Source organism: Streptomyces sp. NPDC059853 (assembly GCF_042731495.1).
Classification (GTDB): domain Bacteria; phylum Actinomycetota; class Actinomycetes; order Streptomycetales; family Streptomycetaceae; genus Streptomyces.
In genome coordinates this window covers 1-12,819 of record NZ_JBHWJL010000134.1, presented here as the reverse complement: position 1 = coordinate 12,819, position 12,819 = coordinate 1, and the positions used below count along the sequence as shown (strand labels likewise).

General features: G+C 73.0%; 12 protein-coding genes. 7 read left to right on the top strand and 5 right to left on the bottom strand.

The window, feature by feature from the left end:
- Nucleotides 1-693 precede the first annotated feature (693 nt).
- Genes ACFV5N_RS15970 through ACFV5N_RS15950 form a run of 5 tightly spaced genes read left to right on the top strand, consistent with a single transcriptional unit; the run spans nucleotide 694 to nucleotide 5,637 of the window.
- Nucleotides 694-1,581, top strand: a complete 888-nt coding sequence (locus tag ACFV5N_RS15970; protein WP_385599488.1) for a PP2C family protein-serine/threonine phosphatase — start codon at nucleotides 694-696, stop codon at nucleotides 1,579-1,581.
- Nucleotides 1,578-2,855, top strand: a complete 1,278-nt coding sequence (locus ACFV5N_RS15965) for a hypothetical protein (protein ID WP_385599485.1) — start codon at nucleotides 1,578-1,580, stop codon at nucleotides 2,853-2,855. Before ACFV5N_RS15970 ends, ACFV5N_RS15965 begins: the two co-directional genes overlap by 4 nt.
- Nucleotides 2,856-2,897: 42 nt before the next feature.
- Complete coding sequence (locus tag ACFV5N_RS15960) at nucleotides 2,898-3,824, top strand: FHA domain-containing protein (protein ID WP_385599482.1); 927 nt, start codon at nucleotides 2,898-2,900, stop codon at nucleotides 3,822-3,824.
- Between the two features lie 11 nt (nucleotides 3,825-3,835).
- Entirely contained in the window at nucleotides 3,836-4,564 is a 729-nt protein-coding gene (locus tag ACFV5N_RS15955) for an ABC transporter ATP-binding protein (protein WP_385599479.1), read from the top strand.
- On the top strand, nucleotides 4,561-5,637 hold the full coding sequence (locus ACFV5N_RS15950) for an ABC transporter permease (protein WP_385599476.1): 1,077 nt from the start codon (nucleotides 4,561-4,563) through the stop codon (nucleotides 5,635-5,637). The genes ACFV5N_RS15955 and ACFV5N_RS15950 overlap by 4 nt, the downstream gene beginning before the upstream one ends.
- A 31-nt stretch (nucleotides 5,638-5,668) precedes the next feature.
- Here ACFV5N_RS15950 and ACFV5N_RS15945 read toward each other — a convergent pair whose 3' ends face one another.
- Complete coding sequence (locus ACFV5N_RS15945; protein ID WP_019432799.1) at nucleotides 5,669-6,073, bottom strand: globin; 405 nt, start codon at nucleotides 6,071-6,073, stop codon at nucleotides 5,669-5,671.
- 108 nt (nucleotides 6,074-6,181) lie between these two features.
- Here ACFV5N_RS15945 and ACFV5N_RS15940 point away from each other — a divergent pair, with 108 nt between their 5' ends.
- The gene (locus ACFV5N_RS15940; RefSeq protein ID WP_385599473.1) at nucleotides 6,182-7,036 is read left to right on the top strand and encodes a helix-turn-helix domain-containing protein; all 855 of its coding nucleotides are present in this window, start codon (nucleotides 6,182-6,184) and stop codon (nucleotides 7,034-7,036) included.
- 120 nt (nucleotides 7,037-7,156) lie between these two features.
- Here the strand turns inward: ACFV5N_RS15940 and ACFV5N_RS15935 are convergent, their stop codons facing one another.
- The 4 genes from ACFV5N_RS15935 to ACFV5N_RS15920 form a co-directional block, all read right to left on the bottom strand.
- Nucleotides 7,157-7,804: a hypothetical protein gene (locus ACFV5N_RS15935; RefSeq protein WP_385599491.1), complete on the bottom strand. Its 648-nt coding sequence runs from the start codon at nucleotides 7,802-7,804 to the stop codon at nucleotides 7,157-7,159.
- Complete coding sequence (locus ACFV5N_RS15930) at nucleotides 7,804-8,232, bottom strand: acyl-CoA thioesterase (RefSeq protein WP_385599470.1); 429 nt, start codon at nucleotides 8,230-8,232, stop codon at nucleotides 7,804-7,806. The genes ACFV5N_RS15935 and ACFV5N_RS15930 overlap by 1 nt, the downstream gene beginning before the upstream one ends.
- Before the next feature lie 13 nt (nucleotides 8,233-8,245).
- A complete protein-coding gene (gene ettA, locus ACFV5N_RS15925; protein ID WP_385599467.1) occupies nucleotides 8,246-9,910 on the bottom strand; it encodes an energy-dependent translational throttle protein EttA in 1,665 nt (554 codons plus the stop codon).
- 175 nt (nucleotides 9,911-10,085) lie between these two features.
- Nucleotides 10,086-11,501 carry a Cys-Gln thioester bond-forming surface protein gene (locus ACFV5N_RS15920; protein WP_385599464.1) on the bottom strand — a complete coding sequence of 472 codons (1,416 nt, stop codon included), beginning with the start codon at nucleotides 11,499-11,501 and terminating at the stop codon, nucleotides 10,086-10,088.
- A 430-nt stretch (nucleotides 11,502-11,931) separates the two neighbouring features.
- Here ACFV5N_RS15920 and ACFV5N_RS15915 point away from each other — a divergent pair, with 430 nt between their 5' ends.
- Nucleotides 11,932-12,807 (top strand): DUF1684 domain-containing protein, encoded by an 876-nt coding sequence (locus tag ACFV5N_RS15915; RefSeq protein ID WP_385599462.1) that lies wholly within the window; start codon nucleotides 11,932-11,934, stop codon nucleotides 12,805-12,807.
- Nucleotides 12,808-12,819: the final 12 nt, after the last annotated feature.

Below are 12,819 nucleotides of genomic sequence, written 5' to 3'. Positions count from 1 at the left end.
GCGACTGACGATGCGCGAACGGCGCATCCCCCGGCCGCCGCTGGCACGGCGCCCGCCATGCCCGGAGCGCAGGGCGGCCAGCCCGGCAACCCGAAGGCACAGCCGCCCGCCGCGAACCGTCCGTCCGGCGCCGCCGCGTCCGCAGCCGGGGGCGCACGAGCCGAGCAGCCCTCCGCACCCGCCGACGAGGGGCGGTCCGGGCAGCCGGGTGGCTCCGCCGGTACGCGGCAACAGCCCCCGGCAGCGGGAGGTCCCGGCGGCGCCGCGTCCGCCGCTCCGGCGGCGCCGAACGCGCCTTCCTCCGGCGCCCCGGCGGCCGGTGCGGGCCGGGATGAGTCGTACACGGCCACCGAGCCGGACTTCACCCTGCCGCCGCCGCAGCCCCAGCCACCTGCCGGGGCGGCGCAGCCGCAGGCCGCGCCGTCGACCCGGCCGCAGCCACCGTCGTCGGCTGCCCCGTCCTCGTCCGCGTCCGCCGGGTCGCAGCCTTCCCGGGCTCCACGGCTGCCGTCCCTGGATCCCCGGGCCACCGCCGCCGCCTCCGTGGCAGCGTCCGCGTCCGCTTCCTCTGCCTCCGGGCCCGCCTCCCCCGCCCCTGTCTCCGCCTCCGCCGCGCCCGCCCCCGCCGATCCGCGGGCCGCCGCCGATCCGCGGACACGGGACGCGCGGCCGCCGAGCCGCGAGACGCATCCCGTGGCGTGCGCGCTCTGCGCGAAGGGCCGGGTCGACGCCGACGGCTACTGCTCGGACTGCGGCCGGGCGCAGCCCGGGGAGCGTGATCATGTCGAGCGGGCGCTCGGCGGGGTGGCCGCCGTGACCGATCTGGGGTTGCGGCACCACCGCAACGAGGACTCGTTCACCGTCTCGGCGACGGCTCTCGCCGATGGTTCGCCGGCGGTGATCGCCGTCGTCTGCGACGGCGTGTCCTCCTCCTCCCGGCCGCACGAGGCGTCCGCCGCCGCCTCGGAGGCGGCGGCGGAGTCGCTGCTGGTCTCGCTGCCGCGCGGCGTGTCCGGTCAGCAGGCCATGCACGACGCCGTCCTGTCGGCCGCCCGCGCCGTCGCCGATCTCGCGGACTCCGCCGCCGAGCCCGGCCAGAACGCCCCGGCCTGCACGCTGGTCAGCGCGGTGACCGCCGGTGGCATCCTCACGGTGGGCTGGGTCGGTGACAGCCGCGCCTACTGGATTCCCGCCGAACCCGGCGCCGCCCCGGCCCGGCTGACCGAGGACGACTCGTGGGCGGCCCAGATGGTCGCGGCCGGGCTGCTCAGCGAGGCGGAGGCGATGGCGGACCACCGCGCGCACGCCATCACCGCCTGGCTCGGCGCGGACGCGGTCGAGGTCGAGCCGCACACCGCGTCGTTCAAGCCGGACCGGCCCGGTGTGGTGATCGTGTGCACGGACGGCCTGTGGAACTACGCCGAGTCCGCCGAGCAGTTGGCGCGGCTGGTGCCCGCCGGGGCCCGGGAGACGCCGCTGCCGACCGCCCAGCAGCTGGTGCGGCACGCCCTGGAGTCCGGGGGCCACGACAACATCACCGTCGCGGTCATCCCGTTCCCGGTGGTGGACGTGGCGCGATGAGGACGGGGCCGGTCTTCGGCGTCGAGGTCTACCAGAACGAGTATCTGCACCGGGACGCCGACGAGGTGCACGCGATCGTCACGGTCGACGCGACCGGCGGCGACCGGTCCTCGGACGCCGCCGTGGTGATCATGGTGGACTGCTCCGGGTCGATGAACTACCCGTCCGCCAAGATGGACGCGGCCCGCCGCGCCACCGGGGCGGCCCTCGACACGCTGCGCGACGGCACCGCGTTCGCCGTGGTGGCGGGCACGCACCGGGCCTGGGAGGTCTACCCGGGCGGGGGCCGGCTCGCGGTCGCCGGCGCGGCCACCCGGGCGGCGGCCGCCCGGGCGCTGGACGGGCTGACGGCGGACGGCGGCACCGCCATCAGCAGCTGGCTGCTGCTCGCCGACCGGCTGCTGGCGACCTCGGGCGCCGCCGTCCGGCACGGGCTGCTGCTCACCGACGGCCGCAACGAGCACGAGGAGCCGGAGCGGCTGCGCGCGGCCCTGGACCACTGCGCCGGTCATTTCACGTGTGACGCGCGTGGCGTGGGCACGGACTGGGAGGTGCGGGAGGTCACCGGGATCGCCGGGACCCTCCTGGGCAGCGCCGACATCGTGGCCGAACCGGAGGACCTGGCCGCCGACTTCACCGCCATGATGGAGGCGGTGATGGGCAAGGGCATCGGGGATGTGAGCCTGCGGGTGTGGACGCCGCTGGGCGCGTCGGTGCGGTTCGTGAAGCAGGTGGCCCCCGCCGTCGCCGATCTCACCGGGCGCCGCGCCGAGGCGCCGCCGCGCGCGGGGGACTACCCGACGGGTTCCTGGGGCGAGGAGTCCCGTGACTACCACCTCGGGGTGCGGGTGCCGCCGTGCGGCGTGGGCCAGGAGATGCTGGCCGCCCGGGTGTCCCTGGTCGGCCCGGACGGGGTGACCGTCAGTGCCCGGCCCGGTCTGGTGCGGGCCGTGTGGACCGCCGATCCGGCGGCCGCCACCGCGCTGCATCCGCAGGTCGCCCACTACACGGGGCAGGAGGAGCTGGCCCGCGTCATCCGGCAGGGCATCGACCTGCGCAAGCGCGGGGACACCGCCGGTGCCGCCGCCCGGCTGGGCCGTGCCGTCCAGCTGGCGCACGTCTCGGGGCACGAGCAGACCTCACAACTGCTCGCAAAGGTGGTGGACGTGGAGGATGCGGCGACCGGTACTGTTCGGCTGAAAGCGAGAGTCGCCGAGGCCGACGAGATGACCCTGGAGACGAGGTCGACGAAGACGGTCCGGGTAAAGAAGTAGTCGACATGAGAAGAATCAGCGGAAGCAGGGGGAGGCAGTAACATGCCGACGTGCCCGAACGGCCACCAGTCGGCGGCCGAGGACTGGTGCGAGGTGTGCGGGTACCGCATGCCGGCGCCCGCGCCCGCCGCCACGATGCCCCCGCCGCCCGGCGCGTTCGGCCAGCAGCACCCGGGCCCGCCCGGGCCCCCGGCGCCGCCGCCCGGCCCGCCCGGCTATCCGGCCAGCCCGCCGCCGCAGCCCGCGCGGCCCGCCGAGCACTGTCCCCAGTGCCGTACGCCCCGTGAGGCGCAGGCGCCGTTCTGCGAGGGCTGCCGGTACAACTTCCTGACCAACTCCCCCACCACCTACATACCTCCGGTACGGGCCGAGGGCCCGCCGATACCCGGCGCGCCGCCCCAGCACCAGCCGGCCCACCAGCCGCCGGGCCCGCCCCACCCCTACGGGACCGGCCACGGCCACCAGCCGCCGCCCGCCCCCGGCCAGACCGGCGATTGGGTGCTCCCGCCGCCCGCGCAGCCGCCCCAGCAGCAGGCGCCCGGCGGCTACGGTTACCCCCCGCGCGGCGCGTGGATGGTGACCGTCGGCCCCGACCCCGACTATTTCCAGGCGATGATGCGCCGCTCGGGCCCCGAGGCCGCGCAGCTGAGCCTGCCGCCGTACGCACCGCCCCGCCAGCTGCCGCTGAGCGGGCCGCAGGTCACCGTCGGCCGCCGCCGCCAGTCCACCGGCGAGAGCCCGGACATCGACCTGTCGCAGCCGTCCGAGGACCCGGGGGTCTCCCACCAGCACGCCGTGCTCGTCCAGCAGCCCGACGGCAGCTGGGCGGTGGTCGACCAGGACTCCACCAACGGGACCACGGTCAATGGGTCGGAGGATCCGATCCAGCCCTTCGTTCCGGTACCGCTGCGCGAGGGCGACCGCGTGCACGTCGGTGCCTGGACGACCATCACGCTCTACAGGGGATAGGAGCAGTCTCAGTGGACCAACCCGCCATATCTGTCAGCGGGCTGCGGAAGAAGTACGGGGATGTGCAGGCGGTCGACGGGGTCACCTTCGAGGTGGCGTCCGGCGAGTTCTACGGCATTCTGGGGCCCAACGGCGCGGGCAAGACGACCACGCTGGAGATCGTCGAGGGGCTGCGCCGCCCGGACGAGGGCACGGCCGAGCTGTTCGGTGTGCCCTCCTGGCCGCGCAACCACGACCTGCTGCGCCGGATCGGCGTCCAGCTCCAGGCGACCGCGTTCTTCGACAAGCTGACCGCGCGCGAACAGATCCACACCTTCGCGGACCTGTACGAGGTCCCGCGCGAACGCGCCGACGCCATGCTGGAGTCGGTCGGCCTCTCCGAGAAGGCCGACGTGAGCGACACGGAGCTGTCGGGCGGCCAGGCCCAGCGGCTGTCGATCGCCTGCGCCCTGGTGCACGATCCGGAGCTGGTGTTCCTGGACGAGCCGACCACCGGTCTCGATCCGCAGGCGCGCCGCAACATGTGGGATCTGCTGCGCGAGATCAACGCCGCCGGCCGGACCGTGGTGCTGACGACCCACTATCTGGACGAGGCCGAGGTGCTGTGCGACCGCGTCTCGATCATGGACGCGGGCCGCATCCTGCGCACCGGCCCGCCCGCCGAGCTGATCTCCGAGCTGGGTGTGAAGACCCTGGAGGACGTGTTCCTCCAGCTGACCGGCCGGGAGTTCCGCCAGTGAGCCGCAGCCTCGGGGGGCTCGTTCCCCTCTCCAGAACCATGGTGCTCGGCCTGGTGCGGGACCGCACGGCCGTGTTCTTCATGCTGATCTTCCCGCTGATGTTCCTGCTGCTGTTCGGGGCGCTCTTCCAGGACACCTCGGTCTCGCGCTCGCCGATCGCCCAGGTCGGCGACGTCGAGCTGCTGGAGGAGTTGCCGGCGGAGTACCGCGCCGACCTGGACGAGGTGGTGGAGCTGCGGCGCGCCGCCGATCTCGACGAGGCGCTGAAGCAGGTCCGCGACGGCGATGTGGCCGGGGCGATCTGGCAGGACGGCACCACCATCGAGGTGCGCTACTCGGAGGCGGACGGGGTGCGGGCGGGCACGGTCCGCAGCGTGGTCCAGACGCTGGTGGAGTCGGCGAACCTGGCCGCGACCGGCCAGCCGCCGACGTACACGATCGCGATGGACACGGTCGAGGACGACTCGGTCAAGCCGATCCAGTTCCTGGCGCCGGGGCTGCTGGGCTGGGCGGTGGCGATGGGCGGGGCGTTCCTGTCCGCGCTCACCCTGGTCAGCATGCGCAAGACCCGGCTGCTGCGCCGGCTGTGGCTGGCGCCGGTCCGGCCGTGGGCCGTGGTCGCGGGCCGGGTGGGGGTGACGCTGGGGCTGGCCGTGGTGCAGACGGCGCTGTTCCTGGGCGTCGCGGTGATCCCGTTCTACGGGCTCCAGTTGAGCGGGGCGTGGTGGCTGTCGATCCCGCTGGTGCTGTGCGGCTCGCTGGCGTTCATGTCGATCGGCCTGATCATCGGGGCGGTGGCGAAGACCGAGGAGGCGGCCAACGGCATCCTCCAGGTGACGATCATGCCGATGGCGTTCCTGTCGGGGTCGTTCTTCCCGACGGACGCCATGCCGTCCTGGCTGACGCCGATCGCCCAGGTGCTGCCGCTCAAGCACCTCAACGAGGCGCTGATGGCCGTTCTCAGCCGCGACGACGGCTGGGGCACGGCGCTGCCGGTGATGGGCGGGCTGCTGCTCTTCACGGCGGTGTGCACGGCGATCGCGGCGAAGCTGTTCCGCTGGGACAGCGCCTGACACGGCGGGGCGGGCGGGGGGCCCGCCCCGCTCAGCCGGGGGTGTTGATCATCGAGCCGGCCGCGTAGACCATGTAGCGCCACATCTCGGCTTCGTCCTCCGGGTCGAGGCCGAGCGTGTCGATGGCGTCGCGCATGTGCCGCAGCCAGGCGTCGTGCGCGGCGCGGTCGACCGTGAACGGGGCGTGCCGCATCCGCAGCCGGGGGTGACCGCGCCGGTCGCTGTAGGTGCGCGGGCCGCCCCAGTACTGCATGAGGAAGAGGGCGAAGCGCTCCTCGGCCGGCCCGAGGTCCTCCTCGGGGTACATCGGCCGCAGCAGCGGATCGTCGGCCACGCCCTCGTAGAAGCGCTTCACCAGCTTCCGGAAGGTGGCCTCGCCGCCGACGCGCTCGTAGAAGGTCTCGGTGGGCAGGGTGCCGCGTCGGATCTCGTTCACCCTCCCATGGTCGCAGACCCGTTCCGGAGGGCGGGAACTCACGCAGAGTAGACCGGGGACGACCGTGCGCGGCAGACTGAGGCGGTCGCGGATGAGGAGGGCAGGCAGATGCCGCCGAGGGATCTTCCGAGCGCACGTGAGGCGCGGCTCGGGGCGGAATTGCGGAAGTTGCGGGAACGGGCCGGAAAAGCGGCGCACGAGGCGGCCGCCTGGATCGGTACGGATCGCGCGAAGATGTCGAATATCGAATCCGGCCGGCGCGGTATCAGTGAAACGCGGATCCGCAGGCTCGCCGAGTTCTACGGGTGCGGGGATCAGCGGCTCATCGGGGAATTGTGCGCGATGGCCAGGGAACACCGGGGCGGGAACTGGTGGGACGCGTTCCGGGGCCGGGTGCCGCAGGGGAATGTGGACGTGGCGGAGCTGGAGCATCGCGCGACGCGGCTGCGGATGGTGCACATGCTGCTGGTGCCGGGGGTGTTCCAGACGCCCGGGTACGCGCGCGCGGTGATGGCGGGTTCGGTGCCGCCGCCGGACGAGGAGCTGCTGTCGGCGCGGGTGGCGCTGCGGCTGCGGCGCGGGGAGCTGCTGCGCGGGGAGAACCCGCCGCCGTGCCAGGCGATCATCCACGAGGGCGCGCTGCGGATGCGGTACGGGGGCCGGGAGACGGCGCGCGAGCAGTTGGAGTGGCTGCTGGACGTGGCGCAGTGGCCTTCGGTGGAACTGCGGGTGATTCCGTTTTCCCGGGAGGACATTCCCGGGCACGGGCAGTCTTTTCTCTATGCGTACGGTCCGGTGACGGAGCTGGACACGGTGGAGGTGGACACGCCTTTCGGCGGTGATTTCCTGCACGACGCGTCCGAGTTGGAGAAGTACCGGAAACTGCTGGAAGTTTCGGAGCGGATCGCGCTCGACGCGGTGGAGTCGCGGCAGCTGATCCGGTTCATCGCGCGCGAGATGTGACCCGGCGGCGGGCCGGCGGGAGCCTGCGTGGGCCCCGCCGGAGGTCTTTCCGGAGGGCCCGTGGGAGGGCCCGCACCGGACCGAAGTCAACCCGACGCCCGCCGGTCACCCGAACGAGCGTCAGCGCGGGGAGACGGTCAGCCCGGGGGTGGTGCTGCCGGGGCGGCGGACCGCGATCGACCCCAGCGGGGTACGCAGCCGCAGCCACACGCCCCGGGCCAGCACCGCCGCCGGGGCGGCGGCGCGCAGGAAGCCCAGCGACCTGGCCGCGTGCACCGCCCGCAGCGGCAGCGGTGTGCCGGGCAGCGGGCGGCTCCAGATCTCCTCGGCGAGCGCGTCCAGCGCCTCCCGGGTGCGCTCGCCCTCGGCCAGGGCCTCGGTGCGCTCCCGGAACTCCGCCACCACGGCCTCGGCCGCGCCGCGCACCCCGCCGTGTTCCAGCTCGGCCAGCGGCTCCCAGCCGCCGCGCGGCGGCAGCACCCCGGCCCAGGACGGGCCGGTCACCGGCGCCGGGACCCGGGCCGTGCCGGCCCGCTCGTCGATCCCCTCCAGCAGTTCACCGGCGGAGACGGTGACATCGATCCGGACGGGCTCGGCCAGCCGCAGCGGCCGGATCGCCAGCACGCCGAACCGGGCGGGCCGGGCGAACACGCCCAGCACCGGGCCGTCCGCCTGCAACCGGGCGGCGGCGGCCTTCTCCCAGCGCAGCAGCCGGGCGAGGAGGGCCGCCAGATCGGCGGCCTCTCCCCGCTCGGCGAGCGAGATCATCACGCGCCACCGCTCCCGCCGGCCGCGTCGTCCTGGTAGTGCCCGAGGAACCGGCGTTCCTCCTCGGTGATCCGGCGCGGCCGGCCCGCCTTGAGGTCATAGGGCACGACGACCGTGGAGGCTCGCACGTACACCTGCTCCGTGTCCTTGACCTCGTAGGCCACGGTGACCGAGGCGCCGCCGAGCTTGGCGACCCACAGCTCGACGGAGACCGGCGCGTGCCGGTGCACCAGCGGGCGCAGATAGTCGATCTCGTGCCGTGCGACCACCGAACCCCCGGTGAACGCCCCGGAGTCGGCCTGCCGCGCCAGCCGGAACATGAAGTCGATCCGGGCCTCTTCCAGATACCGCAGGAAGATCACGTTGTTGACGTGCCCGAACGAGTCCATGTCCGACCAGCGCAGGGGGCACTCGTACACATGCCGCACGGCGTTCCGCCCCTCAGCCCCGGGTGAGCTTCTTGTAGGTGGCCCGGTGCGGCCGGGAGGCCTCCGGGCCCAGCCGCTCGGCCTTGTTCTTCTCGTAGGCCTCGAAGTTGCCCTCGAACCAGAACCACTTGGAGTCGCCCTCGTACGCCAGGATGTGCGTGGCGATGCGGTCCAGGAACCAGCGGTCGTGGGAGACGACCACGGCGCAGCCGGGGAAGTCCAGCAGCGCGTTCTCCAGGGAGGACAGGGTCTCCACGTCGAGGTCGTTGGTCGGCTCGTCGAGGAGCAGCAGGTTGCCGCCCTGCTTGAGGGTGAGCGCCAGGTTCAGCCGGTTGCGCTCACCGCCGGAGAGGACACCGGCCGGCTTCTGCTGGTCGGGGCCCTTGAAGCCGAAGGCGCTGACGTAGGCGCGCGAGGGCATCTCGACCTGGCCGACGTTGATGTAGTCGAGTTCGTCGGAGACGACCGCCCACAGCGTCTTCTTCGGGTCGATGTTGGCGCGCGACTGGTCGACGTAGGAGACCTTGACGGTCTCGCCGGTCTTGATGGTCCCGGAGTCCGGCTCCTCCAGACCCATGATCATCTTGAACAGGGTGGTCTTGCCCGCGCCGTTGGGGCCGATCACGCCGACGATGCCGTTGCGCGGCAGCGTGAAGGTGAGGCCGTCCACCAGCACCTTGTCGCCGAACGACTTGTGCAGGTCGTTGACCTCGACGACGACGTTGCCGAGCCGCGGCCCCGGCGGGATCTGGATCTCCTCGAAGTCCAGCTTGCGGGTCTTCTCGGCCTCCGCCGCCATCTCCTCGTAACGGGCGAGACGGGCACGGGACTTGGCCTGCCGGCCCTTGGCGTTGGAGCGGACCCACTCCAGCTCGTCCTTGAGCCGCTTGGCGCGCTTGGCGTCCTTCTGGCCCTCGACCTTGAGCCGGGTGGCCTTGGTCTCCAGGTACTTGGAGTAGTTGCCCTCGTAGCCGTGCAGCCGGCCCCGGTCGACCTCGCAGATCCACTGGGCGACGTTGTCGAGGAAGTACCGGTCGTGGGTGATGGCCACCACGGTGCCCGGGTACTTCGCCAGGTGCTGCTCCAGCCAGTTCACCGACTCGGCGTCCAGGTGGTTGGTGGGCTCGTCGAGCAGCAGCAGGTCGGGCTGCTCCAGCAGCAGCTTGCACAGCGCCACCCGGCGCTTCTCGCCACCGGAGAGGTTGGTGACCTGCCAGTCGCCGGGCGGGCAGCCCAGGGCGTCCATGGCCTGCTCCAGCTGGGCGTCCAGGTCCCAGGCGTTGGCGTGGTCCAGCTTCTCCTGAAGCTGGCCCATCTCCTCCATGAGCGCGTCGGAGTAGTCGGTCGCCATCAGCTCGGCGATCTCGTTGAACCGGTCGAGCTGGCCCTTGACCTCGGCCACGCCGTCCTGGACGTTCTCCAGCACGGTCTTGGACTCGTCCAGCGGCGGCTCCTGGAGCAGGATGCCCACCGTGTAGCCCGGGGCGAGGAAGGCGTCGCCGTTGGAGGGCTGCTCCAGCCCGGCCATGATCTTCAGCACGGTGGACTTACCCGCGCCGTTGGGGCCCACGACACCGATCTTGGCCCCGGGCAAGAAGCTCAGGGTGACGTCATCGAGGATCACCTTGTCGCCGTGCGCCTTGCGCGCCTTGCGCATGGTGTAGATGTACTCAGCCAACAGAAACCGTCCGGCAGATCAGTGAAGGGGCGGAAGAGTGGATGCGTCCATCCTGCCGCATGGCATGCCCCGGGCGGAAACCGGACCGGGGCACGGGACGCGGAAGGGGCGGGCCCCCGCGGGACCCGCCCCTGTGCGCGCGTACGGCGGCGTTCACCGTACGTAGCGGTTCCGCTTACTCAGCGGCGGAACCGGCGCTCCGCTTGCGCAGGAAGAACACCGCGCCACCGCCGACGGCCAGCAGGCCCACGGCGACACCGGCGATCATGCCGAGGTTGGAGCTGGAGCCGGTCTCGGCCAGGTCGGGACCGCCGTTGCCACCGGTGCTGTCCGGGGTGGGCTCGTTGTCGGCCGGGGTCTCGGGCTCGGGCTCGGCGATGGGCTCCTCACCGGCGGTCTCGCAGTTCAGGACACCGGTGAAGACCCAGGGCTCCTTGCCCTCCAGGTTCTCGACGGTGATCTCGTACGCCTGGCCGTTCTCGACCGGGACGACCACCTGCTGCTCGGCGCCGGGGGCGATCTCGTAGGACTCGCCGTCCAGCTCGAAGGTGAAGGGCTGGTCACCGTCGTTGGTGACGTTCAGCCGCACGCCGCCCTCGACGCAGACCTCCTCGGCGGTGATCGCCGGGTTCGGGCCCTCGCTGGCCCAGTGGACGGTCGCGCCGGAGGTGACCGAGGACTCGGAGGACCCGGCCAGGATCATGGTCTGGGTCCGGACGTCGATACCGGTGAGCACGCGGCCGACCGGCACCGGGGAGGTGGCGGTGGCGGTGAGCGAGGCGGAGCCGTCCTCGGCGCCCTCGGGCACGGAGAAGAACAGCTCGGTGCCGTCGGTGACCGGGGTGGACTCGGTGACCGTCTCACCGTTCGCGTCGACGACGGTGACACCGGCAGCGGCGGCGGCCGGGTCGGTGGAGATCACCACGGAGTCGGCGCTGGTGTGCACGGTGATCGGGTCGGAGAGCCCGCCCGGCTTGGCCGTGACCTCCTGCGGGGACAGCCCCAGCGAGGCGCGCGGCTCCTCGACGGCCTCGGCGTTCTCGCCGAGCCAGTCCGCGAGCTTGGCGGCGTTCTCGTCCTTCGGGGTGGCCTCGACGCCGTCCGACAGCTCCCAGATGGCGGCCTGGGTACCGGCGGCGGCCTGCTTGTCGGTCAGCGAGTTCGCACCGGCGGCCTCGGCCAGGGCGTTGAGGTCATCGACGACCGGGTAGGAGTTCTGCAGGATCCAGTGGATCTTGGCGGCCTCCTCCGGGATGTCGTGCAGACGCGAGGAGTTCCAGTCGGTCTCCTTGTACTTGGCCTTCGGCGAGGTGGGCGTGCCGAAGTCGATGCAGTACGTCTTCAGGGTGCCGCCGTCGTCCGCGTTCAGGTAGAACAGACCACCGCTGTAGGTGTTGGTCCGTCCGTCCTTCGTCACGTCGATCTTGTCGCTGACGCGGAGCCCGTCCAGGGTGGCGGTGGCGCCACCGTTGCCCGGGGTCTGGTCGGCGAGGGCCGGGCCGGCGGTGGCCAGCACGCCGGCGGCGGCGAGCCCGGTGGCGACGGCGGTAGCCGCAAGGCGGGCGGCGACCCGCTTGCGTGCAAACATCATGTAAGTCCCCTCCACGGCGATCACGGGGGCGCGCAGCCGCACTTGAGGCGGCACGCTCATCAACTTCCCCGTGTGTACTGCCGGATCGTAGAGAGGCAGTCGCTCTATGTCCCCGTCCGAAGACCGTCTTAAGCCTTCCGACGTGGAATCGTTACCTCGGAATCGCGCGGAATGGGAACAATCACGGCACCCGCCCGACCGCCCGGTCGGAGCGGCCCCGGGCGCGGGGGCCGGGGCGGGGGGTGTGGCGGGCGTCCTTGACGAACCGGGGCGTTCCGGCCCAGGCTCGTCGCCATGCGCGCAGCCGTCCTGACGTCCCGTCGGCACATCGACCTCGGGCGGGTCACCACGGCCTCCTGTCCGGCCTGACGCCGCCCCGGCGGCGGCCCCGGACCCCGCCCGTATCCCCTCCCCCGACCGGAGACCCGCTGTGCCGAACCCGACCCCGGCCCCCGCGCGCCCCGAGGGCCACCCCGACGGCCCTCCCGAGACCCACCCCGACCCCGAGGCGTTCGCCCGCGACTGGCGGGCCTGGCACCGCGAACGCGAGCGGTCCCTCGCCGCCCCGCACGGCTTCCTGGCCATCACCAGCATGCGCTGGCTGACCCCCGAGCCGGCCCGGTTCGAGGACGCGCCCGGCGCCTGGTCCACCGACGACGACGGCGCGGTGCTGGTCACCCTCGCCGACGGCGAGACGCTCACCGTGGACGGCGAGCCCGTCCACGGGCGGCACCGGTTCGACGCCCTCGCGGACGGCGGCAGCGTCTTCCCCGTCTCCGGCGACCTCGTCATCGAGGTCGCCCGGCGCGGCGGTCAGGCGCTGCTGCGCCCCCGCGACCCGGCGAACCCGCTGCGTACCGGCTTCACCGGCACCCCCGTCTTCGCCCCCGACCCGGCCTGGGCGCGGCCCGGCCGCTTCCTGCCGTTCGACGCGCCGCGCCCGGTGCGGGTCGGCGCGGTGGTGGAGGGGCTGGAGCATGTGCTGGAGGCGCCGGGGCAGGTCGCGTTCGACCTCGACGGCGCCACCCACCGGCTCACGGCGTTCAACGGCGGCCGTCCGGGCGCGCTGTTCGTGCTGTTCACCGACGCGACCTCGGGGGTGAGCACGTACGCGGCGAACCGTTCGCTGTCGATCGAGCCGCCGGACGCGGCGGGCCGGGTGACCGTCGACTTCAACCGGGCGGTCAACCTGCCCTGCGCGTACACCGATCTGGCGACCTGCCCGCTGCCGCCGTGCGAGAACCGGCTGGCGCCGGCCGTCGAGGCCGGTGAGCGGCTGCCGCGGGAGCGCGGTGGAACGCCCTGAGCGCGCGGGGGC